At 43.5% G+C, this 23,172-nt stretch carries 22 protein-coding genes; 12 read left to right on the forward strand and 10 right to left on the reverse strand.

All coding sequences use genetic code 11. The annotated features are described in order from the left end of the window. Positions 1-8: 8 nt before the first annotated feature. The gene (locus WJU16_RS05650; RefSeq protein WP_341837350.1) at positions 9-170 is read right to left on the reverse strand and encodes a hypothetical protein; all 162 of its coding nucleotides are present in this window, start codon (positions 168-170) and stop codon (positions 9-11) included. Positions 171-384: 214 nt separating this feature from the next. Here WJU16_RS05650 and WJU16_RS05655 point away from each other — a divergent pair, with 214 nt between their 5' ends. After that, positions 385-1,335 (forward strand): hypothetical protein, encoded by a 951-nt coding sequence (locus WJU16_RS05655; protein WP_341837351.1) that lies wholly within the window; start codon positions 385-387, stop codon positions 1,333-1,335. A gap of 26 nt (positions 1,336-1,361) precedes the next feature. Further along, positions 1,362-2,843, forward strand: a complete 1,482-nt coding sequence (locus WJU16_RS05660) for a S8 family serine peptidase (RefSeq protein ID WP_341837352.1) — start codon at positions 1,362-1,364, stop codon at positions 2,841-2,843. On the opposite strand, the gene WJU16_RS05665 is transcribed toward WJU16_RS05660, so the two are convergent. From WJU16_RS05665 to WJU16_RS05680, 4 genes are all read right to left on the reverse strand, one after another. Next, positions 2,832-3,869: an ATP-binding protein gene (locus WJU16_RS05665; RefSeq protein WP_341837353.1), complete on the reverse strand. Its 1,038-nt coding sequence runs from the start codon at positions 3,867-3,869 to the stop codon at positions 2,832-2,834. The two genes, WJU16_RS05660 and WJU16_RS05665, sit on opposite strands and share 12 nt — an antisense overlap. A gap of 114 nt (positions 3,870-3,983) precedes the next feature. Then, a complete protein-coding gene (locus tag WJU16_RS05670; protein WP_341837354.1) occupies positions 3,984-4,346 on the reverse strand; it encodes a hypothetical protein in 363 nt (120 codons plus the stop codon). 762 nt (positions 4,347-5,108) lie between these two features. Beyond that, on the reverse strand, positions 5,109-5,426 hold the full coding sequence (locus WJU16_RS05675; protein WP_341837355.1) for a DUF6922 domain-containing protein: 318 nt from the start codon (positions 5,424-5,426) through the stop codon (positions 5,109-5,111). 19 nt (positions 5,427-5,445) lie between these two features. After that, on the reverse strand, positions 5,446-6,147 hold the full coding sequence (locus WJU16_RS05680; RefSeq protein ID WP_341837356.1) for a nucleotidyl transferase AbiEii/AbiGii toxin family protein: 702 nt from the start codon (positions 6,145-6,147) through the stop codon (positions 5,446-5,448). 732 nt (positions 6,148-6,879) lie between these two features. On the opposite strand from WJU16_RS05680, the gene mobA reads away from it, so the two are divergent. From mobA to WJU16_RS05730, 10 genes are all read left to right on the forward strand, one after another. Further along, on the forward strand, positions 6,880-7,248 hold the full coding sequence (mobA, locus tag WJU16_RS05685; RefSeq protein WP_341837357.1) for a conjugal transfer protein MobA: 369 nt from the start codon (positions 6,880-6,882) through the stop codon (positions 7,246-7,248). A 69-nt stretch (positions 7,249-7,317) separates the two neighbouring features. Then, positions 7,318-8,592, forward strand: coding sequence for a conjugal transfer protein MobB (gene mobB, locus WJU16_RS05690; RefSeq protein ID WP_341837358.1), 1,275 nt, complete (start codon positions 7,318-7,320; stop codon positions 8,590-8,592). 116 nt (positions 8,593-8,708) lie between these two features. Continuing rightward, positions 8,709-8,906: a helix-turn-helix transcriptional regulator gene (locus WJU16_RS05695; RefSeq protein WP_341837359.1), complete on the forward strand. Its 198-nt coding sequence runs from the start codon at positions 8,709-8,711 to the stop codon at positions 8,904-8,906. 4 nt (positions 8,907-8,910) lie between these two features. Next, on the forward strand, positions 8,911-9,915 hold the full coding sequence (locus WJU16_RS05700) for a hypothetical protein (protein ID WP_341837360.1): 1,005 nt from the start codon (positions 8,911-8,913) through the stop codon (positions 9,913-9,915). 9 nt (positions 9,916-9,924) lie between these two features. Continuing rightward, a complete protein-coding gene (locus WJU16_RS05705; protein ID WP_341837361.1) occupies positions 9,925-12,024 on the forward strand; it encodes a DEAD/DEAH box helicase family protein in 2,100 nt (699 codons plus the stop codon). Positions 12,025-12,047: 23 nt separating this feature from the next. Beyond that, a complete protein-coding gene (locus WJU16_RS05710; protein WP_341837362.1) occupies positions 12,048-13,910 on the forward strand; it encodes an Eco57I restriction-modification methylase domain-containing protein in 1,863 nt (620 codons plus the stop codon). A gap of 18 nt (positions 13,911-13,928) precedes the next feature. Continuing rightward, the gene (locus WJU16_RS05715; RefSeq protein ID WP_341837363.1) at positions 13,929-14,810 is read left to right on the forward strand and encodes a DUF488 domain-containing protein; all 882 of its coding nucleotides are present in this window, start codon (positions 13,929-13,931) and stop codon (positions 14,808-14,810) included. A gap of 1 nt (position 14,811) precedes the next feature. Then, positions 14,812-15,612 carry a hypothetical protein gene (locus tag WJU16_RS05720; protein ID WP_341837364.1) on the forward strand — a complete coding sequence of 267 codons (801 nt, stop codon included), beginning with the start codon at positions 14,812-14,814 and terminating at the stop codon, positions 15,610-15,612. A 276-nt stretch (positions 15,613-15,888) separates the two neighbouring features. Beyond that, positions 15,889-16,947, forward strand: coding sequence for a discoidin domain-containing protein (locus WJU16_RS05725; RefSeq protein ID WP_341837365.1), 1,059 nt, complete (start codon positions 15,889-15,891; stop codon positions 16,945-16,947). A 108-nt stretch (positions 16,948-17,055) separates the two neighbouring features. Then, on the forward strand, positions 17,056-17,412 hold the full coding sequence (locus tag WJU16_RS05730) for a DUF2200 domain-containing protein (protein WP_341837366.1): 357 nt from the start codon (positions 17,056-17,058) through the stop codon (positions 17,410-17,412). Positions 17,413-17,423: 11 nt separating this feature from the next. Here WJU16_RS05730 and WJU16_RS05735 read toward each other — a convergent pair whose 3' ends face one another. The 5 genes from WJU16_RS05735 to WJU16_RS05755 all read right to left on the reverse strand — a co-directional run bounded on the left by WJU16_RS05735 (position 17,424) and on the right by WJU16_RS05755 (position 23,171). Next, positions 17,424-17,837 carry an EthD family reductase gene (locus WJU16_RS05735; protein WP_341837367.1) on the reverse strand — a complete coding sequence of 138 codons (414 nt, stop codon included), beginning with the start codon at positions 17,835-17,837 and terminating at the stop codon, positions 17,424-17,426. A 46-nt stretch (positions 17,838-17,883) separates the two neighbouring features. Continuing rightward, entirely contained in the window at positions 17,884-18,642 is a 759-nt protein-coding gene (locus tag WJU16_RS05740) for an SDR family oxidoreductase (RefSeq protein ID WP_341837368.1), read from the reverse strand. A gap of 27 nt (positions 18,643-18,669) precedes the next feature. Then, the gene (locus WJU16_RS05745; protein WP_341837369.1) at positions 18,670-20,382 is read right to left on the reverse strand and encodes an IlvD/Edd family dehydratase; all 1,713 of its coding nucleotides are present in this window, start codon (positions 20,380-20,382) and stop codon (positions 18,670-18,672) included. Between the two features lie 214 nt (positions 20,383-20,596). After that, entirely contained in the window at positions 20,597-21,619 is a 1,023-nt protein-coding gene (locus WJU16_RS05750; RefSeq protein WP_341837370.1) for a glycosyl hydrolase family 18 protein, read from the reverse strand. A 10-nt stretch (positions 21,620-21,629) separates the two neighbouring features. Continuing rightward, entirely contained in the window at positions 21,630-23,171 is a 1,542-nt protein-coding gene (locus WJU16_RS05755) for a SusD/RagB family nutrient-binding outer membrane lipoprotein (RefSeq protein WP_341837371.1), read from the reverse strand. Between the last annotated feature and the right edge of the window lies 1 nt (position 23,172).

Raw genomic sequence — 23,172 nt, forward strand, 5'->3', positions numbered from 1 at the left:
GAAATAAATCATTCAACATCAAAGCATTCCCGAATTACGATCATCGTAAGGTTATACAGGAATTCCATGATCAGTTCGGCTTCTTCCTGCCCCACATCAATACCTTCTTTACGGAGAAGCTCCATTGCTTCTTCGATAGGTATTCTTTCTATTTCTTTTTTCTCCTGCATTGCCTAACTTTTTGTTCTGACTAAAGTTAGGTGGGTAAGTAAGTCGGGCTTTCAATGTTGCACTCAGAGGTAGCATTTGGCGTTCAGTGGCACGTTACTTATTGTGTTGCATAGCATTACACTAAAAAGCTTTTAGTATCTTTACGGTTTATTTACAGAGGTCTATTTTGCAAATATTACATAGCAAAATAACCTAAACAAATAAATGGTATTAATGGCAAATAAATCTCACCTAAAATTCTTAAGCGAAAAACAATTGTCTGAAGTTAAAGACTTTAAGTACAATTATGGTCCTATTGATAAAGAAGAGGAAGATAATATACCCAAAAACTATAATATATTAGCATCATCATTTCGGACAGATTTAAATAATCTCAACTCTGACATAAAAAAGAAATACAGAGAAAAGGATACCACATTGGACATACCCTATGATATTGACTACATTAAAATAACTTTTCAAGGGATTTTTGCGATTAAAGATACTTGGGAAAAGTATTATAATGATTTTGGATTAGAAGCAGCAGCTTTTTATGATTTTGCTAAAAAAGGATTATTTGCTGTTGCTGACCGTGGTAAGTTCCAAACGTTTATTACGAATATCCATAACTTCATCGAGTACGAATTAGAGGGAAACCACAATGTAAAATATTCAAATTACCTTAAGTATATATCCAGTTTTGAATTATTAAGATCAAATGATATTTTAAAATTTGATTTGGAAAATGTTGGGAGTTTTGTATATCTGTCTATAATAGATTTACCATTAGACGAGGAAGTTAAGCAACAGATTATCCAATCTCTGATTTCTTATATGGTTGATAATGACATCTATTATAGATATGATGCGGAAAATGAAAGAATAGAATTGCAAAATCCAACCTCTGAACAAATTCAAAAAATTGTCCAAAACTTTGATATAATCGAAAGTGCTACCTGCTCTGCATTTACGACCGTTAGACCAAGTGAATTTAATACGGTAGAACGTCAATTTGGTTTTACAATCCAAAATGCAGGGGAAGATTTACCTATTGTTGGAATTATTGATACTGGAATTAGTCAACAAACAGCTTTAGCCCCTTTAATCATTAATGATACTACTTTTACGCTTGCAGGTAACCCGCTTATTGACCAAGCAGGGCGTAGAAGTGGGTTACATTTTTAGGGCATGGTACAGCAGTAGCAGGGTTAGTGGCTTTAGGTAAACATAACCATAGAAATAATTTTGAGGGCGATGTAATAGCAGATGCAAAATTACTTTCAATCAAAATCAGCGATAATGGCAACGGTTATATTTCAGAGGTCGATTTGCTAAAAATGCTATATGCCGTTAAGACTAAATATCCGGAAATCAGATTGTTTACATTAACCACTTGTTATGGTAATTTTATGTATAAAAATGAGGCTTTCTCCGACTATACTTACGCTTTGGATAAATTTGCCTATGAGACAAACAGTCTTATTTTAATTTGCACGGGAAATAACCTCAACTGTATTAATGAAAATACAAGCTATGACCTTTCCTATTTTCACGGCGACCACACCAATTTATCGACACCAGCGGATAGTCTAAATAATCTTACCGTTGGAGCTGCAGCCGACAACCTAAAAGATGGTGCTTTCTTGGGTATTGCCAACAGTAGAGAATTTCCAGCATTATACACAAGAAAAGGGCATATCGATTTGTCTACAATATACAATGCCAAGAAAACAAATAAAAACTATTTCAAGCCAGATGTAATAGAAAGTGGTGGAGATGTAGGATATTATAATGAAAATACTTTGGACTGGATGGATGAACCTGCACTTACATTATTATCAGCTCGTTCAGAAATCGGGATTATGCAGGAAGTTGGGACAAGTTTTGCAACTCCTTTGGTAGCTAATCTTGCAGCAAAAATTATAAAGAATTATCCTGCTCTATCAAATGAAAGCATAAAAGCCCTTATCGTTAATAGTGCTTCATTGAATTTAATTCCATTTGCAGATAATGTATCGAAATTAAGAAACAGAGTTGTAGGTAATGGTATAGCTAATGAATTTAGAAGTCTATATTCCGACAATAATAGAGCAACACTTATTTTAGAAGATACAATTGAAAATAAGAAAATCAAGATTTATCCTATCAATTTCCCTGAATATTTGGTTAATGATGATTTAGGCAAGGTGAAGAAAAGATTAAAAATAACCGCTACATTATGTTTTAAATTTTTACCAATTAAGAATAATCAGCTTTCGTACAATCCTATTCACATGGCTTTCAGTATTTTTAAAAATCATTCTGCGGAAGATATTTTAAAGTCTGAAAAGAAAATCAAATCAAAATTACGAACAAACTTTGGATGGTCAGAAGATGGTAGGTTTCCAAATAAACCATTGCCGTATTCTAATACTCAAAAGGTTACCTTGCTAAATGTTACAGTTGACGATTTGGCAAATGAAACAAATACCTTTAAACTGGCTGTTCACGCTAAATTATCTGAACAAATTGTTGGGGGCTTACCTGAAAATTATCCCACAGAATTTCCGTTTTCAATAGTATTAACAATAGAAGAAACTATCAAGAAAAGTACAGGAAAACTATACGATGAAATTCAGTTGGTAAATGAAGTTGAAGCACTCCAAGACCTTAACCTTGACGCAGGATTAGAAGCAGAAGCATTAGACGTTTAAAGACTGTTTTTCTGTTTCAACAAGTTTCTGCCAAATGGAAGTACCTATTTTGGCAAACAATATTTTTTGTGGCTCTTTGGTTGCAAACAGAGAACGCTTGATTGCAGTAATTAGTGTTTTTTGGATGCTGTAATAGGATAAACCGACACATTGCTTTATAATTCTGTTTGCAGCAGTTTTATTGTCAAATTTGAAATTGCCATTTTGCAATACTAAATCAATTAGTTTCTTGATATCGGTTTCATTGGGTAGCTGAAATGCTATGATATTGTCAAACCTTCTTAACAAGGCTTCATCCAACATATCTTTTTGATTGGTTGCTGCAATAACAATACTACTTTGAGGGAGATAGTCAAACAATTGAAGAATAGTATTGACAACACGTTTCATTTCTCCGTGGTCTTGACTGTAATCTCTGATTTTACCCAAACTATCAAATTCATCCAAAAATACAATACAATCTTCTATGGCAGCTTTCTTGAATATTTTGGAAAGGTTTTTACTTGTTTCGCCTAATTTAGAAGATACGATTGCTCCTAAATTGATAACAACCATCATCTTTTCTAATTCACCTGCAATAACATAAGAAGCTAAAGTTTTTCCACAACCTGACGGACCGTATAATAGCAACTTATTGGAAACAGGCAAACCGAATTGTTGTAGTACATCTATCTTTTGATGTTCTTCGATGAAAAATTTTAGCTCATTATATACCTTTTCATTTGCAATGATATTATTTAAAGTATAATCAGAGGTAATTTTCTCTAAAATCAGTTCAGAGATTTCTTTGTCTTCAATTCTATTGAGATAAGCTTCTGAACCAACTTTAGTTAATCCGTTAGTTTTTTGAAACCTTAAAGCATCTTTTAGAATGGATTGAAGTTGAATGGCAAAGTTGAGCTTTTTAGTTTTCTTTGAATGCTCAATCAACTCGTTTAGCACAGACAATAAGCGTTCTTGGTCGTTTTCAAGACCATATTTTGCTATATCTTTTATGTAATCTAATTGTGCCATTTCTTCCCGCAAAGGTAACCAATTTTTGTTTAATAAAAATATGGCAATCTGACAAATAATGCAAGCAGGTTTTTTATACAGTTGTTTTCAATAGCAAGTTACTATTGAAAACAAAGAAGCATTTAATTATTTCCTCAGATCTTTACTATGGCTTATAGTTGTATTTTTAAAATACCCAAACTCTTGTTTTGCTTCTTCTATTTTTTCCAAGATTTCCTCATTTAGTTCCGGAATGTCAAAATAAGCTATGTCGAATATATGTTCATTCGTTAGGCTTTTTCCAATCGCAATTCCGATAACTTTTGGAGCATTTTTGCTTTCCTTTCTTGCGACTAAACATCTAAGCTGTAACTCCTTTTCCTTACTTTTCCAGTTTTTGTGGCTTAAAGGCATAAAAACATAAGAATGGTCGCTTCCTTCAAGTGGAGGCATAATTCGTCCCCTTACTTTTTTCTTAATCGCATCTATCAAACACATTCCTAATTCCATTCTTTTTCTTCTCGGATAGCTGGTTTTCTTTACGCTCTTTGTTGGTATTTACTTTTTGTGCCATAAGTTCAAAATTTCCCCCAATATAGAATACAAGAGAATGTATTGTTTTCATTTGGCTTTATGTGGCAGTATTCGGCTTATATTGGCACAATAGGAAAGAAAGTAATCCTTAAAACACTTTAAATTTTCCTCGCAAAGCCCTCACAGATTTAAAGAGTTTTATACGGATAAAGGAAAGCATACCAAAAACACCCTATCCTTATCCCGTACGCGTTTTTTGTACCCTTTCTTTGATTGGAATTGATTAAAAAAGAATAAAAAGGTCGCAAAGATAAAGCGGACAGCCACCGCACCACCCAACCAAAAGCTTACGGCATAATGGCAGGGCAAAAAGGTGGCTTTGCCGGGTTGTTGTGTGATTGCCCTGCCACCCTTCGGGACTTATTCCGTTTCCTTCTGGTTTTTCTGCTTGTCCGCCTTTGTTGAATGTCTTTCTTTTTTTCTGTTTTTTTGTTTTGAAAATAATTTTTGAGGGAGTTTTTCAGCTATCTACAATCGGCAGGGAGCTGATACTGTTTCGTGTTCCTGACAGGTTTGCCGTGACTTCTTTTTCTTGTAGAAATTGCGGAGCAAGAAAAAAGAAGCAAAAAGAACACCGCCTTTAAGTTTGGAATGATTGGGCTAAAGCGATGGCAATGAGAAAAAAACAGGTTGATTTCTCAACCTGTTTTTAAGTTTTAAAATATTTTGTACTGTTCTTTATATCCAGTGATACGGTTTATCTTTACGGTTCAGATAACAGTACATTTCTTCCTTTTTGAGTTCAGGAAAGAATTTCAGGGCATCTTCAATGGCGTAGTCTGGAAGAAAGTGTATTTTGTCACGGACTGCTGTAATAACTTTTTTATATCCGTAGAAACGGATAATCTCATCAATTTCGTCCTGTCCACCGCGTTCAACGATACGTGCTATCACAGTAAGATAGGCTTTTTGCCAATCCAGTTTTTCGATATCTGTATCCCAAAAGAATTTAGGATGCAAAGTAGGTTTCCGGATATCTTTTACTGTTTTTTTCATACTATAAATTTACTGTTTTTTATCGGATTGAACTAAAATGTCCGCCCTTTTTTGGAGGATTATTTCTATTTTGATGCTTTGATATTGTCCCAAATTTCATTTCCGGGTTAGCTACAGCCTTTGTTAATCGCTTGGAAATCTTTTCCCAATCCTTTTCTTTCCCTTTGACCATCGATACGCTGTAGTCTTTTTCGATATTATCGAAATAAGAAAGCGAACGGGTAGCCCAGAACACATTTCCCGAATATTTATTTTCATATGCATTGAGGTAATGCTTGAGTGGTTTTCCATCAAGGAGAAAATACATATCTACAAAATCTTTTAATCTCTTGCCACTTTGAAAAATAGCATGGATTTTCATCGCTCCTATATCATCATTGGAAATCATTCGAACGCCTTCTTTTTGTTCTACAGGATTTAACAGAGGATACTTATGGGTAATCAGATCAACTTTTATATCACTGATATAGGTAAGTAATGTATTGTTATGAAGTCTGCTTGCTTTTGGATCAGCACCATAGGTTTTGTGTAAATAGTCCAACATAGCGGTGGAATCAAAATCCTTTGTGGTAAACAGATCAATATCAACCGACAGGCGGTGTCCCATTTTCAGAGCAAGAGCCGTTCCCCCAACCAGGATATACTCTTTCAATTTTTCATCTTTCATCAGCTTTTGGAGAAGTTCCCACATCTCACTGCTGACTGTTTCTTTGTATAACATAATATTTCGTTTTTCGGGAATTTAATCCAGAAAGCGATGTCTTTGCCGAAAATGGCAGTCAGTGGCATAGTTTGGCGTTCAGTGGCTCTTTTGTGTTTATCTTTTACATTTTTTATGATTTCCTGTTACCCGCCGGCTTCCTTGCAGGATTGCCAGCCTTTATGCGATACGGCAGTGCTCCACACGTTCCTACTTGCTATCTGTCAGCACGGCTATCATTCCTGCAAACCTGCATACGTTCAGGAAATCTATCCCGTGTGATTGCCTGCATTCAGGCACGCTTGCTTTCTTGCATTTTCGCAGTCTTGCTTGCAGGAAGACCTGGGTTTATGATGGCTGTCTACCCGTTCTGATTGATGGGATGATAGGGTTCCTGCCTGAAATCTGATACACGGCTCAGAATTATTATAAATGGTAGTATTTGGCGTTCAGTGGCAGTGTTTGTCCGTGTGCTGAGAGTGTATTGTTCCTTTACTTTGTAAAGGAAGAACGGAGCAGGCTTAACCCCTTAAAATCAAAGTATTTGTGGATAGGATGAAAACAGTTTCGGACTGTTTTTTTCGGCTAACTCCAATCCGTTTTGCAAATCGGATTTTTCTGAACTCCTGTTCAGAGCAAGTTATCTTTTGAGGTACTCGAAACGAATTTCGGTACTCAAAAGTACTTGCCCTTGCAGGGGGCTGAAAACCGCTCCGAAGTCGCAGTTTTGGTTTAACATTTAAATGGATTATTATGGAAGAAAAGGACAGTAAACAGATTAGGAAAACAGGGAGGAAACCGAAGATTGACCCTGCGGTTCATCGGTATTCCATTAACCTGAATGCAGAAGACAATGCCAAATTCCTTGCCCTTTTTGACCAATCAGGGATGAAGATAATAGCACATTTCATTACAGCCTGCATCTTTGACAAGACGGTAAAGACCGTCAAAATTGATATGGATGCGGTAGAATACCACGAAAAACTCACCCGATTTTTCAGCCAGTTCAGGGGAATCGGAACCAATTACAACCAGATAGTGAAGCTGTTGTACCGCAATTTTTCGGAGAAAAAGCCGCTGCATACCTTTTTAAGATGGAAAAAGAAACCATTGAATTGGTAAAAGTCACTAAGGAAGTCATCCGTTTGACAAAGGAATTTGAAGCGAAGTGCCTGAAAAAAGCGTAACGCTATGATTGCAAAAATTGGGAAAGGAAATAATTTGTACGGAGCGATTTTGTACAACCAGCAGAAAGTGGACAGGGAAAACGGAGCGGTTTTGTTGCTGAACAAGATACCCGATACCGTGGATGGAAAATATTCAACTGCCTATTTTAATAAATGGTTTGAACCGTATTTGTATGCAAACATTAAAACGGAAAAAACGGTGCGGCATGTTTCATTGAACCCAGACCCGAAAGACAGGGTCAGCGATGAACAGTTTACCGAAATGGCAAAGGAATATATGGAACGGATGGGCTATGGCAACCAGCCTTATATCGTATTCAAGCATACGGATATTGACCGAACGCATATTCATATCGTTTCAACCTGTGTGGGCATTGACGGCAGGAAAATCCCGGATGATTACGACCATCCACGTTCAATGGCAATTTGTAGGGACTTGGAAACGAAATACAGCCTGCACAAAGCAACCGAGCAGGAGCAGAAACAGGGCAATAAGATTTTCAAACCTGTGGATTATCAGCGTGGAGACATCAAAAGCCAGATTGCTTTGGTAGTACGGTACTTGCCGAAATATTATCAATACACAAGTCTCGGAGCATATAACGCTTTGCTGTCGCTGTTCAATATCACAGCGGAAGAAGTCAAAGGCGAACGGAATGGTCAGACCGTAAGCGGATTGGTCTATGTGGCATTGGATGAAAACGGCAATAAGGTAAGCAATCCGTTCAAAGCATCGCAATTCGGAAAAGACGCGGGCGTTGCACAACTGCAAAAACACTTTGAGCAGTCCAAAGAAAAAATGAAAACCCAAACTGCAAGGTCTGTTTTAAAGAACGCTGTTGAACTGGCTATGCACACGACAAACAACGAAGCGGAATTTACAAAGCAACTTGCAGAACAGGGAATCAATACGGTTATCCGAAGGAACGACAACGGCCGGATTTACGGTATAACGTTCATCGACCTCGAAAGCCGTAGCGTTTGGAATGGTTCTGCATTGGACAGAAAACTGTCGGCAAATGCATTCAACGATTGGTGGAACAACGGAGATAAGCCCGAATTAAAGGTACAGGACAATCCTGTTTCCAAAACGAATACATTGACGGATTTACCGGCGAAAGACCTTTCTGAGTATATTCAGCAGGACGATGATCATCCCTTTAATATTGATTTTAGCTCATTTAGTATCTTGCCTGACTTTTCACGGGTCGAAGGTTACGAGGAAGAACAGTTTGCAAAAAGGATGAAGAAGAAAAAGAAGAAAGGGAGGAGATTGTGAAAATGATTTTTTACCAACACCCGTTGGAAGATGATAATTTTTCAATCACTTTTTATCTTGTAAAACAATATAATTAAAAACATAAACGTATCTTAGCAGCCATAATCCTCGATGATATGAACAGGATAAAGGAAGTACTCGAAGAAAAAGGAATTAAGCAAACCTGGTTGGCTGACAAGCTGGGAAAAAGTTACAACATGGTAAACGGCTATGTGCAAAACAGACAACAACCAAGATTGGAAGTACTTTTTGAGATAGCAAATATTCTTGAAATTGATGTAAAAGAACTTTTGAAGTCCAATAAAGAAAATTAAACGGGTGCGAATAGGAATCGACATATTAGAAAATGAATTAGTTGCTCAGTACCCTGATGTACTCGAAATATTAGTTCGTGATCATACTACTCAAAACAATATTTTTTGGGCAACCAATAACTACGAACATCTTGGAGCGCCATACAATTCTAATGCTAACATCTTTCCAGAGTTAATCACAGGAGATAACGGCAATATCATCATGCCGCGAGTTCATAAAGACAAGGTTTTGCAATTATCCAGATCTAAAGAAATGGCTGAAGTATTTACCCCTTCATGGATTTGCAATGCTCAAAACAATCTAATCGATAATGCTTGGTTCGGAAAAGAAGGAGCTTTCAATCAAGAAAAAGCCTTGTCTGACGGAACAAAATGTTGGGAGGTAAACAAGGATAAAATCACATTCCCCAAAGGCAAAACTTGGAATGGCTATGTGAGAGATACGCGACTCGAAATTGCTTGCGGAGAAGCTCCTTACATCACAAGTCGATATGATAGTACAACAGGAGAATTCATTCCCATTCAAAATAGAATTGGCATTTTAGACCGTAAACTAAGAGTAATAAATGAAAATGTCGATTCGACAGGTGATTGGCTAAAAGCAGCACAAACGGCTTACAAAAATACGTATGCTTTTGAATGGCAAGGCGATAGCTTACTACTCGCAAGAGAAGCCATGCTTGCCACATTCATTGAAAATTACACAGTAAAATTTGACAAAGAGCCATTGCTGAAATCAATTCAATATATAGCCTACATTATTTCTTGGAATGTATGGCAAATGGATGGGCTGAAAGGCGTAATTCCAAACAGCTGTGGTCATAAGACTGAGACAACGGTAAATCTTTTTGGAGAGACTGAGACCAAACACACTTTTTGCGAAGGTTGCGAAAAAGGCAATATCCGTAAACATAACGGCACTTATGCTTTAATAAAGGATTGGTCTAACAAAGATTCGAAAACAGGTAAGACTGGCAGAAAAATCAGGTTTATTGACCTTATTAAATAATCGCGGAAAATGAAGTTTACATCATCATTAAAGCTCAAGTTAATCTATGTTTTTCGCATCAATGATGCTGCCCATAGCGGATGTTTGAAAATAGGAGAAGCAACTTCAGACAATGAAAATATTTGGGGACTTGAACCGAACAGCAAAGCACTTAACAAAGCGGCCAAACAGCGTATTGACCAATACACCCAAACAGCAGGGATTGCCTATGACTTACTCTACACTGAGCTGACCATTTACAATGATAAAAACGGACTCAAAGCTTTTTCTGACCATGAGGTTCATAATGTGCTTACTCGCTCAGGTGTAAAAAAGAAAATCTTCGATTCCAAAAACAAAGCAAATGAGTGGTTTATAACTGATCTTGAAACTGTAAAAAAAGCTATCGCAGCTGTAAAAGAAGGCAAAGATTCACTGCATTCCAGTGAAATTTCAGAAACCCAAAACCCAATTGTATTCAGACCAGAACAAAAAGAAGCGATTGAAAAAACCGCCAAGCAATTCAAGAAAGGAAACGAAATGCTTTGGTTTGCAAAAATGCGTTTTGGAAAAACACTTTCGGCTCTCAAAGTTGTAAAGGAACATGAATTCACTAGAACCCTTATTCTAACACACCGCCCTGTTGTGGATAAGGGTTGGTTTGAAGACTTTGGAAAAATATTCTATGATGCGCCACAGTATTTGTATGGTTCAAAAAATCAAGGTAATCAGTTTACCACACTAGAAAGAGAATGTAAAAAAGGAAATTCCAAGTACATCTACTTTGCATCCATGCAAGACCTCAGAGGTTCAGAATTGGTAGGTGGCAATTTCAATAAAAATGATGAAATCTTTGGAACAACTTGGGATTTCGTAATTGTAGATGAAGCACATGAAGGTACACAAACTGAATTAGGAACTAATGTGCTTCGGGAACTTAAAAAAGAGCATACGAAGGTACTGCATCTTTCAGGAACCCCCTTCAATTTACTAGACAACTATCAAGAAGAAGAAATCTATACTTGGGATTATGTGATGGAGCAAAAAGCCAAAGCAGATTGGGATAAAATTCACTTTGGCGACCCAAATCCGTATGCACCACTACCAAAGCTCAATATTTTCACATACGACCTTGGGAAATTGCTACACGGCTATATTGATGAAGAAGTAGCGTTTAATTTCCGTGAGTTTTTTAGGGTAAATGAAACGGGAAGTTTTCTTCATGAGAAGGATGTGTTTTCATTCTTAAATCTCATTTGTAAATCTGATGCTGAAAGTAATTACCCCTATTCTACAGAAGAATACCGCAGTAATTTTAGGCATTCACTTTGGATGGTGCCAGGTGTAAAAGAAGCCAAAGCCTTGAGTGCCATGCTTAAATTACACCCTGTTTTTGGTCAATTTGACATTGTAAATGTGGCAGGTGACGGAGATGAAGAGGAAGCAAACGAAGAAGCACTTAAAAAAGTAGAAAAAGCCATTGGTGACAATCCGCATGAAACCTACACCATTACCCTTTCTTGCGGACGTTTAACCACAGGTGTTTCTGTAAAAGCTTGGACGGCAGTTTTTATGCTTTCAGGCTCACACAATACTTCTGCTTCTGCCTATATGCAAACCATATTCAGAGTGCAGACCCCTGCCACCATTAACGGTAAGGTAAAGGAAGAGTGCTTTGTTTTCGACTTTGCCCCTGACCGAACGCTGAAAGTCATTGCCGAAACGGCTAAAGTTTCTGCCAAGGCAGGAAAGACCACAGGCGAAGACCGCAAGATTATGGGTGAGTTCTTGAACTTCTGCCCCATTATCGCCTTTGACGGTTCTCGAATGAGGGATTATGACGTAAATGGCATGCTCGAACAACTCAAAAAGGTGTATATCGAGCGGGTTGTGAACAATGGCTTTGAAGACCAACATCTGTACAACCGTGACCAATTGATGCAATTGGATGATGTGGAGGTGGAAGAATTCAATGGACTGAAAAAAGTGATTGGCAGCACTAAAGCCATGCCTAAAAGCAAAGACATAGAAATAAATAAACAGGGCTTTACAGAAGAAGATTACGAACAAATAGAACAAGCCCAAAAGAAGAAGAAAAAGAACTTAGTCCCGAAGAGAACGAATTGTTAGAGCGCTACAAAGAGCAGAAAAAAATGCGTGATACCGCAGTTTCTATTCTTCGTGGTATTTCTATTCGTATGCCTTTGTTGATTTACGGTGCGGATGTACGAAATGAAGAAAACGAATTAACCATAGACAACTTTACGGACTTGGTGGACGACCAATCTTGGGAAGAGTTTATGCCCAAAGGCGTAGATAAAGCCACCTTTAAAAAGTTCAAAAAGTATTACGAGCCAGATGTATTCCGTGCAGCCGGCAAACGCATCAGAGCCTTAGCTCGTGCCACCGACCACGTGACCATTGAAGAACGAATAGAGCGCATCACTCATATTTTCGGTACCTTCAGAAACCCTGACAAAGAAACCGTATTGACTCCTTGGCGTGTAGTTAATATGCACTTGGGTGACTGTTTGGGCGGTTATGTCTTTTTAGATGAAACTCGTGAAAAAACAATCGCACATCCAAGTTATACATCACAAGGTCAGGTAACAGATGAAGTGTTTGCCACGGATGCTCGCATATTAGAAATCAATTCCAAATCGGGTCTGTATCCTTTGTATGTAGCGTATTCCATCTTCAGAACCCGTATCAAGGAGAAGTATCCTGACAAAGACCCCAACACACTCACAGTTGCACAACAGCAGGAATTATGGGATGAAACCGTAGCAGAAAATGTATTTGTGCTTTGTAAAACACCAATGGCAAAAAGCATTACCAAACGCACTTTGGTAGGCTTTAGAGTAGCCAATGTAAATACGCACTATTTTGAAGACATGGTGCGGCAAATTACCCAACGCCCCGAAAAGTTTATCGCAAAAATCAAAAAAGGGCAATCTTATTGGAAAGCAAATAACAACAACGATATGAAATTCAATGCAATCGTAGGGAATCCACCATATATGGAAATGGACGGTGGTGCACAAGCAAGCGCAAAACCAATCTATAACGAGTTTGTAGATATTGCCAAGAAAATTGAACCTGAATACATTTCTATGATTATGCCTACAAGGTGGTATTCAGGCGGTAAAGGACTTGACGATTTCAGGGAATCAATGATCAATGATAAACGTCTTGCCGTTCTCCATGACTATTTGAATCCTGATGAAGTATTTCCAAAAACCAACATTCGCGGGGGTATATGTTATTTTCTTTGGGATAAAAACTATGGTTCAGATTCTGAATTAACAGAAGTAGTCACACACAGAGAAGGAGAAGAAACCGTTTCTGTAATGCGTTCGTTGAAAAGTGGTGAGACAGAAATTTTTGTTAGACATAAGTCGGCACTGGATATTATAGAAAAAGTCAATGCATCTGATGATTTTAAAAGCTTCGAAGATTATGTGTCTCCTTTAAGGCCTTTCGGTTTTAGAGGGTATTTTACAAATGATGATAGATTTAGAAGTGAGTCAAAAGGTTTGAATAAACCAATTATTTGTTATGGCAAGGGCAAGAAAATAGGCTACGTAGAAGAAAGTGAAATTACTATCAGAAAAAAATGGATAAATCGCTTCAAAGTCTTCACTTCAAGAGCCAACAATATCGGTACTGAGTTAAATGATGATAACCTTAATACTTTTATTGGTGAGCCAGGTACGATATGTACTGAATCGTATATGGTATTGGGTGCTGATTTGAAATTAGAAAGAGAATCAGCAATAACTCTTTCAAAATATTGTTCTACAAAATTCGTGAGGTTTATGCACAGCTTGGCTAAAGCAAGTCAAGATGCAACTTCAAAAACTTACAAGTTTGTTCCCGTTCAAGACTTCACCCGTAACTCAGACATTGATTGGACAAAATCCATTCCTGAAATAGACCAACAGTTGTACAAAAAGTATCAGTTGAGTGCAGAGGAAGTGGCGTTTATAGAAAGTATGATTAAGCCGATGGCGTAAAAATTGTAAATTTGTAATATGTTTTATAGACGAAAAATCATATTAGGTTTAATAGAATTACTTGGTGGTGAAGTAGAGAAGCTCCGACTTCAAAAATTACTTTTTTTATATGCCATGAAAAAGCAAAACCCAGAGTATGATTTTGTTCCGTACAAATTTGGGTGTTATTCCTATTCCGCCAAAGCAGACATGAATACCATGGTCAAAAGAGGTTTTCTATCAGAAACCGAAAACAAATATAAGAGCAATACAACAACCTATTTTCAAAAGCTAAAATTAGAAGATGCTAGGCTTTTGCAGGAGGTAGTTTCGAATTATGGACAAATGAGCAGCAATGCCCTCATCAAACATACGTATTTGAACTTTCCGTTTTATGCCATACGAAGCACCATAGCCAAGGAGGTGTTGACTGGTAATTTATATGACCGAGTAGAGCAAGCTACCCCTAAAGGCGAAGAAACCACTTTGTTTACCATTGGCTATGAGGGTATTTCCTTAGAAATGTATTTGCAAAAGCTTATAAAGAATAATATAAAGCTGCTAATCGATGTTCGGAAAAATCCTTTGAGTATGAAGTTTGGCTTTAGTAAAACATTGCTTAAGCGTTATTGTAACAGCATGAAAATTGAATACTTGCATATCCCTGAAGTGGGTATCAACTCGGACAAACGTCAGCAATTGGAAACACAAGATGATTACAACCGTTTGTTTACCGATTACCGAAACACAACCTTATTAGAAACAACCACATCACAAAAACAGATTTTAGACCTCTTAAAAGAATACAACCGTATTGCTTTAACATGTTTTGAAGCGAAACCCTGTCAGTGTCATCGTACACATTTAGCAGAAGCTATTGCAAAGTCACCTGATTTCACTTACTCGTTAAAACATCTTTAAAATGGCTTTGACAAAAGTTCTTATAACTGTAAAAACCTGTCCGACTATTTCATCTAAATATGATGAATTGGTCTGCACCGCAGGTTTTCGGGAAGATGGAACTTGGGTTAGAATTTATCCTGTGCCATTTAGGAAAAAGGCATACACAGAGCAATATAAAAAATACGATTGGATTGAGTTAGATTTAGTCAAAAACAAGAGCGATTTTCGTCCTGAAAGTTATAGACCATCGACTTTAGACACCGAAATAAATGTAGTAGGCCACATTGATACCCAAAAAAATTGGTTAAAACGCAAAAAGGTTTGTTTAGGAAAAATATATTATAACCTTTCCGAACTCATTGCAGAAGCCAAGGACAAAAATATTGGAACTTCATTGGCGGTATTCAAGCCAACCGAAATATTGGACTTTTATGCTGAATCCGTTGAACGGGAATGGAATTCCAAACAAAAAGCAGCTCTTGCTCAGCAAAACCTTTTTGAAACCAAGTTTGAAGTTGTGAAAAAAATTCCATATAAATTCAAATTCCGTTTCAAAGACAATCAAGGCAAGGAAAGTAACATGATGATTGAAGATTGGGAAACTGGTCAGTTATTTTGGAATTGTCTCGCCAGACATGAAGGTAATGAACAAAAGGCTATCGAAGACGTCCGTAAAAAATACTTTGATGACTTTGCAAAAACAAAGGACCTACACTTCTTCTTGGGTACAACACAGAAGAACCATTATGTATCTCACAACCCTTTTATGATTATTGGCTCATTTCACCCTAAAATAGAAGTTCAAACGTCATTATTTTAACTCAATCGCGGGAAGACGCAATGAGCCTTATGTTTGCTGCTGGTACATGACTGTTTTTACCGTTAAATTGCCGCCATGTAAGAAAGCTGCTGTAAAACGAGCGACAAGATTATAATGCCACCGATTCCAAATCCAACTCTACCAACCGCTCCAAATCTTCCAAAAAATGTTTCGAGATTTGTTCGGTTTCGGCTCCGTGGGCGGCAACTCCACCTTCCTCCTCAACATCCCGCCCAACCGCGAAGGCCGCTTCTCTCCCCCGACTCCACCGCACTGATGGAAACCGGCCGCAGGATCAAAACCACTTACGGCAAAAACCTCTTTGCCGGCGCGAAAGGCAATAAAGCCATACTCGACGGCAGCCCGGCCACTGCTTATGTTTTTACCGGCACCACCGGCAGTTTGGAGATATCCACGCCCAAACCGGTCACCATCAACCGCATCATGCTCCAGGAAGCCATCAGCACGCACAGCGAGCGCGTGGAACAACATGCCGTAGACGCGTGGATAGACGGTAGCTGGAAAGAAATCGCGCATGCCGCCAACATCGGCTACAAACGCATCCTGCGCTTCCCCGACGTTACGGCCAGCCGCTTCCGGGTGCGCATCCTGGCCGCGCGGATGGCGCCGGCCATCAGCCATGTGTCCGCCCATTTCTACAAGAGCCGCCCGCCCCAGTTGCAGATCCTCCGGTCAGCCGACGGCATGGTGCGCATCGAACCCCTGCAACCGGAATTCAACTGGAAGCCCCACGGCGAAGACGCCACCAAAAACCTTTCCGCGCCATACGACATCTACTACACCACCACAAGCGGCACACCTGATGTCAAATACAACGGACCGTTCCGCCTTGCCTCCGGCGAAGTGAAAGCCATGGCTGTCAGCGGCCCGGATAAAGGCGAGGTGACCCAACAAGCCATCGGTATCGCCAAACAAAACTGGAAACTCATAGCCGCCAGCAGTGAACGCAACAACCGCACGGCCTCCGCCGCTTTCGACGCCAATGCCAAAACCTTCTGGCAATCGTCCGACAGCGGACCGCACAGCATCACCATCGACCTGGGCGCCAGCCATGCGCTGAAAGGCTTCTCCTACACGCCGCAAACCGTGAACGCGGAAGGCATGATGGCGAAAGGAAAACTGCTGTTCAGCACCGACGGACAGCAATGGCAACCTGCCGGCGCATTCGAATTCGGCAACCTCATCAACGATCCCGTTACCCGGTACCAATATTTCCAGCAGCCGGTGAACGCACGCTATGTGAAGATCGAAGCCACGGATGCCGCCGCCGGCAGCAAATCGATTACCATCGCTGAGATCGATTTCTTCGAATAAGGTTCATTATTCTTCACTATAAAAAAAGACAAACCGGCAATCACTGGTTTGTCTTTTTTTGTATTTTACTATAGGAATCCGTTTGGCTAACCGCTAAAAATCCATCTGATGAAAAGCAATATCGAGCGCGTTTACAAGATGTCTTTCGCGGGCGTTTACCCGCACTACATCCAGAAAGCCGAGAAAAAGGGAAGAACGAAAGAAGAAGTGGATGAAATCATCCGCTGGCTGACGGGATACGATCAAACATCCCTGCAGCGGCAGCTCGACAATAAAACCAACATCGAAAACTTCTTCGCCGAAGCCCCGCAGATCCATCCCAACGCATCCAAAATTACGGGCGTTATCTGCGGCTACCGGGTGGAAGATATCGAAGATAAACTGATGCAACAGGTCCGCTACCTCGACAAGCTCATCGATGAACTGGCTAAAGGAAAGGCCATGGAAAAGATCCTCCGGCAATAAGCTGCTCCGCTTTATTCCAGCACCTCGCTGATCTGGATCACGGGCGCGATGTTGGTGTATTTCAGGATGTCTTTCCGGATTGTGTCCGTGTAAGGCGCCAGCGCGCCCTCATATGCCGAAAGCCGCTCAAAATACAGATGCCCGATCGCCAGGTAGGGCATCGGGCCCGGGCGGCCGCTACCGATCCCCTTGTCGATGGAAAGCGCTTTCAGCGAATCCCCTAACAGCGTAGCCACCAGCGGCATATGCGTTTTTACATAGTAATCCATATCAAAATGCTTGCCTTCCCCGTTGGGGTACAGTATCGAAACTTTCACCATTCCTTTCTTAATGGGCGACTGGGGCGATTGGGCCGGCTGGCTGCTTTGCTGGCAGGCCGCCAGCAGGGCAACGGAGATCGCCAGGGTGATGATCTTCATTTTCATAAACTGGATTTGAAGGATGAATAATGTTATTTCCCGGTATATTGATCTAAAACGGGGAAGGACTGGTGGCAGTCCACCCTCCATCCACCACCAGGCTTTGGCCGGTGATGTGTTTGGCTTTATCGGACACGAGGAACAGTGCCGCGTCGGCGATATCACTCACGGTGGCGGGGCGGCCCATGGGCGTGATGCGCGACCATATGGTTGCGTACTCCGGATCGTTGAGGGTACGCTCGGTGGCGGTGGCGCCCGGCGCCACGGTATTGACGCGGATGCCATAGCGGGAAACCTCCACCACGAGGTTCTTCGCCAGCATTTCCAACGCGGCTTTGGTCATGGAATAGGCGGCGAGGTCTTTATGCGCCTGGTGCCCCGTCACGGACGATGTGAAGAGCAAAGCGCCCCCCGTGCCCTGGCGCTTCATCTGCCGGCAGGCGGCCTGCGCCAGGAAAAAGGATCCACCGATATTCAGTTGCAATACTTTGAAGAGGGAATCCGCCGGGTAGGTCAGGAATTCCCCGAACAGGGTGATCCCCGCGTTGGCGATGGCGATATCGAGCCGGCCGGTTTGCGCCACGGCGACTGTGATCATGTCGGTAACGAAGCTTTCGTCGCTGCTGTTACCGGTCAGGGGAATGCATTTCCCGCCTTCAGCCGCAATGCTTTCCGCGGCGCTTTTGCAAAGTGATGCATCCACATCGTTCAGGAAAACCGTGGCGCCCTGCAATGCCAGCTGCCTGCACATTTCAAATCCGATGCCGCATCCTGCGCCGGTTACAATTGCCGTTTTATTGATAAAATCCATGATAAGCTGATAGGTAAAGTTGGGTGATTAATGGGAATCGCGCGTTACTTCGCTGCCGGAGCCGCCTTTCAGGAAATCGAAATCGGCGCCCTGGCAGGCCTGCTCCACATGCTCGACGAAAAGCCGGGTGTAACCACGGGTGTAAGGGCTTTTGAAAGGCGCCTGCCGTTTCCTTCTTTCCAACAGTTCCACTTCGGAGACGTGCAGGTTGAGCAGGCGGTTGTCGACGTCCAGTTCGATCATGTCGCCCGTTTCGATGAGGGAGAAAGTCCCGTTTTCCGCCGCTTCCGGCGAAACGTGCAGCACTACCGTCCCGAAGCCCGTTCCGCTCATCCTGCCATCCGAAATGCGGACCATATCCGTGACACCCTGCTGCAACAGCTTCGCCGGCAGCCCCAGGTTGCCAACTTCCGGCATGCCGGGATATCCTTTCGGGCCGGCGTTCTTGAGCACCAGCACGCTCGTGGCGTCCACCTCCAGCATCGGATCGTTGATGCGGCGTTTATAATCTTCAATATCACTGAAAACAACGGCCCTGCCTTTATGTTGCATCAAATGCGGGCTGGCCGCGGAAGGCTTGATGATGCTGCCGTTTTCACAAAGGTTCCCCTTCAGCACCACGATACCCGAGCGCGGGTTGACGGGCGCATCCGCCGGTGCGATTACCTGCGGATCCCAGCTTTTTGTTTTGCTGATATTTTCTCCGGCGGATTTTCCGTTGACGGTAATACATCCGGTATGCAGGTTGCTTTCTATCTGTTTCATCACCGCGGGCAAACCGCCCGCGTAATACAGATCTTCCATAAAATATTTTCCGGAAGGCTGCAGATTGGCCACCAGCGGGATGTTGCGGGAGAAGATATCGAAGTCTTCCAGCGACAGCGGCACCCCTACCCGGCCGGCAATCGCCAGCAAGTGGATCACGAAGTTGGTGGAACCTCCGATCGCCGCATTCACTTTGATGGCGTTTTCGAACGCTTCGCGCGTGAGTACGTCCGACGGCTTGAGGTCTTCGCGCACCATGTCCACGATCCTCCTGCCTGTGAGCTGCGCCAGTACTTTCCGGTTGGAATCCGCGGCGGGGATAGCGGCGTTCCCCGGCAACGAAAGCCCCAGCGATTCCACCATGCAGGCCATCGACGAGGCCGTGCCCATCACCGCGCAATGCCCCCTGCTCCGGCACATGCCGGCCTCCGCCTCGTTCAGCTCTTCTTCGCTCATCACGCCGGAACGGACGTCTTCCGAAAAGCGCCACAGGTCACTGGTGCCGATGTTACGGCCGCGGTACTTCCCTGTCAGCATCGCCCCGCCGGATATCACGATCGACGGAATATCCACGCTGCAGGCGCCCATCACGAGCGAAGGCGTGGTTTTGTCGCAGCCGCACATCAGCACCACGCCATCCAGCGGATTGGCGCGGATCGCCTCTTCCACTTCCATACTTACCAGGTTGCGGTATAGCATGGCCGTGGGTTTGATAAGGGTTTCGCCCAGCGACATCACCGGGAATTCCAACGGAAAGCCGCCGGCTTCGATAATGCCTTTCTTCACCGATTCGGCCAGTTCCCTGAAATGTGCGTTGCAAGGCGTAAGCTCCGACCAGGTATTGCAAATGCCGATCACCGGCTTACCCCTGAAATGATCGTCGGGAATGCCCTGATTGCGCATCCAGGCGCGGTAAATGAAGCCGTCTTTCCCCGTTTTGCCGAACCATTGCTGGCTCCTGAGTTTTCTTTCCATGGAATCCTTTTTGTGACTGTTTTACGTGGAATGCGTCTGTAACTCACTCAATATAATACATCGGACCGGAAAGTAAAAGACCCGCCGATTGGCGGGCCTTTACCGTTAAACAGAAGGACATATACTGCAGGAACGGAGGCGGGTGCTGTCCAGGGATAGCCCGCGCTCCTGCCGGCATGCAGAGCGCCGGCTTCCTGCATGTTTGTATGATGTGCTACGATCCCGTAATTGTCTGGTGGATAGCCCGCAGGAGCGAACGGGCATCGGTTGACGGGAGGTCCTGGTTGATCTCCCAGATCATGATGCCCGCCGCTCCCTGGCTGATCGCATATTCCACTTTGCGCTTAATAGCAGGCTGACCGTTATAATATATCGTTCCGGCGCCTTCGACGGTTACGGCGTCTTTTTCCGCCGCGCCGGGGTAGGTATTGACAAGTTGGCTGTAGGTCCGTGAACTGGCCTCCGTGGCGGGGAAGCCCGGACCGAAGCCATATCCGTAAAAAGGAAGCCCGATGAGCAATTTACCCGCCGCCACACCGCGGCCTTTGAAGTATTCGAAATCGCCGGTCGCTTTCGCGTGGCTGGCATGCGGCCCCGGCGCGGAAGGGTTCCAGTAGCCGGTTTCGTCGTACGACATGATATTGATGAAATCGAACTGATGCAACGTGCTGTCGGCGATGCTCTGTTGCGTTTTCCAGCGCGCCAGCGCGGCGGTCATCACCTTGTTGCGGGCATGCAAGGCGGCGGCCAGCTGGCTCACGAAACCCGCGTAGTCTGCATTGATGAGATCGTTTTCCAGGTCCACGTCCACCCCGGCAAATCCATACCCGGCGTCGGTGGCCAGCTGCACGATTTTCGCAATGAAAGCGTTACGGTTCGCGGGTTTGATAAGGTTTTCGAGATGGGGCGACGGGCTGCCGCCGCCGATCGCAAAGTATATCCTGACGTTGGCGTTCTTGCTCCTTGCCGCGTCCACCGCCCGTTTGAGGGCAGCGGGATCCGGCTCGAAGTCTCCGTTGGCGGCGGGATTGAAAAACGCCAGGGTGAGGTCGGTCACTTTGGAAATGTCGGCGCTGTTGACCGGGGCTTCCCAATTGCCGTTCCAGCTGAAGAGATAGGCCTGCGTCCGCATGCGGGCGTTGGCCGGCGGGTCTTCCGGCTCCGGCGCTTCCTTTTTCGATTTGCCGCATGCCAGCAGCGGCAGCAAAGCAAAGAGTATCAGCAATCTAATCTTCATATCTCCATTTTTATTGTTTATCCCACCACACCGGTTTCAGCCAATCGTTGGCGCCGCCGATCCTTTGCAGGGCGTCCTGGTAGTTAACCGTATTGGTAAATGCTTCCGTTCCCGGATAGAAGAGCCGGCGGAAGGGCACTTTGTTCGTTTCCGATTCCGTGCCCACATCTTCGATCGCTTCCAGCACGGGGAATCCGGTGCGGCGTTGATTGGCGAAGGCTTCGTACCCGTTGGGGAAGAGCGCCACCCATTTCTGCATATTGATGTGCTTGATGGTGCTGTCGTTTGCCGGGAGCGGGTGCGCGGTAACGAATGCGTCTACCTGTGCCTGTGGGATGGCGGCCATGCCGGGGTACATTTCCAGCTGTTTCATCGCCGCGCGGATGCCGTTGTGGTAGAACTGCTGGGCGTTGCTGCCGGCCCAGCCCCTGGCCGCTGCTTCAGCGAGGAGGAACTGCACTTCCGCGAAGCCCATGTGCAGGAAGGACGCCTGCAATTGCGTGAAAGGCAGATTGATCGTGCAGAATTTATTGGCATGGGGGATCACGCGGCCGTTCGGCGCGGTGAAGTCGCCCCAGTTATCCCACCAGTACAGGCCCGGCGTTACCGAGATGTACCCCGTGAGGTCGGTGATATCTTCGCCGTCGGGGTCGCGGTTGATGAAGAAGCTGGACAAGCGCGGGTCCTGCTGGTTCTTCAGGTAATGCACGAAGTTATTGGTGCCGATAGTGTATTTGAAAGTCGATTCTTCATGGAAGGCCTGCGAAAGCCCGTTGCCGCGAAGGTCGGGGAAGCCGAAGTTTTCGTGGATGATTTTGAAATTATCATCGGCGCTTGTCATGACGCCCGCATCCACCGCAGCTTTCACTTCCCTTGCCGCCGCCACGGCATCCACTTTCGACATGCGCATGCCCAAACGCAGGCGCAGGGAGTTGGCAAGCCTTTTCCAGCGGTCCACATTCCCGTTGAACACGATATCGTTCAGCAAAGGCTGCTTGCCCGCGTCGAACTGCGCCGCGGCTTCGGTCAGTTCCTTGATCAGATCGGGATAGATATCTTCCTGTTTGTCGTATTTCGGGGTATAGATCTTTTCGTAATACGCCACACCGGCCTGGGAATAAGGCACATCACCATAGGCGTCGGTCATCAGGGAAAAGATATATGCTTTGAGAATCCTGCCTGCCGCGATATAGTTCGTCAGGTCGGCGTCGTTCTTCGAGCGTTCGAGCATATCGATGAGCTGCTTCAGGCTTTTGCCGTAGAAGATCTCCCACATGCGCTCATTATAAAAATCGTTGCGGATGTACTTCCCGCCGGAGCGCATGCCCCAGCTGCCGGTCACGTATTGCGCGCGGGGCAGAAAGAAGTACAGGTTGGGATATCCCGTTTCGCGCCCGCCGGTGAGGTAGTATGCCGCGGCCGCCAGCTGTTGCCCTGGCGCGATATTGGCGCCGCGCGTGGGGTCTGTATTGATGGAATCGAAATCCTTGGTGCAACTGCCCGCCAGTATCAGGGTGAGGCAGCTCATTACTATATATGAAATGCGTTTCATG

This window comes from Chitinophaga pollutisoli (assembly GCF_038396755.1).
Taxonomy (GTDB): Bacteria; Bacteroidota; Bacteroidia; order Chitinophagales; family Chitinophagaceae; genus Chitinophaga; species Chitinophaga pollutisoli.

What these genes read in the sequence shown, in the direction of transcription:
- WJU16_RS05650 (WP_341837350.1), bottom strand. Translation starts at nt 170, where the DNA reads ATGCAGGAGAAAAAAGAAATAGAAAGAATACCTATCGAAGAAGCAATG.
- WJU16_RS05655 (WP_341837351.1), top strand. Translation starts at nt 385, where the DNA reads ATGGCAAATAAATCTCACCTAAAATTCTTAAGCGAAAAACAATTGTCT.
- WJU16_RS05670 (WP_341837354.1), bottom strand. Translation starts at nt 4,346, where the DNA reads ATGGAATTAGGAATGTGTTTGATAGATGCGATTAAGAAAAAAGTAAGG.
- WJU16_RS05675 (WP_341837355.1), bottom strand. Translation starts at nt 5,426, where the DNA reads ATGAAAAAAACAGTAAAAGATATCCGGAAACCTACTTTGCATCCTAAA.
- WJU16_RS05680 (WP_341837356.1), bottom strand. Translation starts at nt 6,147, where the DNA reads ATGTTATACAAAGAAACAGTCAGCAGTGAGATGTGGGAACTTCTCCAA.
- mobA (WP_341837357.1), top strand. Translation starts at nt 6,880, where the DNA reads ATGGAAGAAAAGGACAGTAAACAGATTAGGAAAACAGGGAGGAAACCG.
- mobB (WP_341837358.1), top strand. Translation starts at nt 7,318, where the DNA reads ATGATTGCAAAAATTGGGAAAGGAAATAATTTGTACGGAGCGATTTTG.
- WJU16_RS05695 (WP_341837359.1), top strand. Translation starts at nt 8,709, where the DNA reads ATGAACAGGATAAAGGAAGTACTCGAAGAAAAAGGAATTAAGCAAACC.
- WJU16_RS05705 (WP_341837361.1), top strand. Translation starts at nt 9,925, where the DNA reads ATGAAGTTTACATCATCATTAAAGCTCAAGTTAATCTATGTTTTTCGC.
- WJU16_RS05710 (WP_341837362.1), top strand. Translation starts at nt 12,048, where the DNA reads ATGCGTGATACCGCAGTTTCTATTCTTCGTGGTATTTCTATTCGTATG.
- WJU16_RS05715 (WP_341837363.1), top strand. Translation starts at nt 13,929, where the DNA reads ATGTTTTATAGACGAAAAATCATATTAGGTTTAATAGAATTACTTGGT.
- WJU16_RS05720 (WP_341837364.1), top strand. Translation starts at nt 14,812, where the DNA reads ATGGCTTTGACAAAAGTTCTTATAACTGTAAAAACCTGTCCGACTATT.
- WJU16_RS05725 (WP_341837365.1), top strand. Translation starts at nt 15,889, where the DNA reads ATGGAAACCGGCCGCAGGATCAAAACCACTTACGGCAAAAACCTCTTT.
- WJU16_RS05730 (WP_341837366.1), top strand. Translation starts at nt 17,056, where the DNA reads ATGAAAAGCAATATCGAGCGCGTTTACAAGATGTCTTTCGCGGGCGTT.
- WJU16_RS05735 (WP_341837367.1), bottom strand. Translation starts at nt 17,837, where the DNA reads ATGAAAATGAAGATCATCACCCTGGCGATCTCCGTTGCCCTGCTGGCG.
- WJU16_RS05740 (WP_341837368.1), bottom strand. Translation starts at nt 18,642, where the DNA reads ATGGATTTTATCAATAAAACGGCAATTGTAACCGGCGCAGGATGCGGC.
- WJU16_RS05745 (WP_341837369.1), bottom strand. Translation starts at nt 20,382, where the DNA reads ATGGAAAGAAAACTCAGGAGCCAGCAATGGTTCGGCAAAACGGGGAAA.
- WJU16_RS05750 (WP_341837370.1), bottom strand. Translation starts at nt 21,619, where the DNA reads ATGAAGATTAGATTGCTGATACTCTTTGCTTTGCTGCCGCTGCTGGCA.
- WJU16_RS05755 (WP_341837371.1), bottom strand. Translation starts at nt 23,171, where the DNA reads ATGAAACGCATTTCATATATAGTAATGAGCTGCCTCACCCTGATACTG.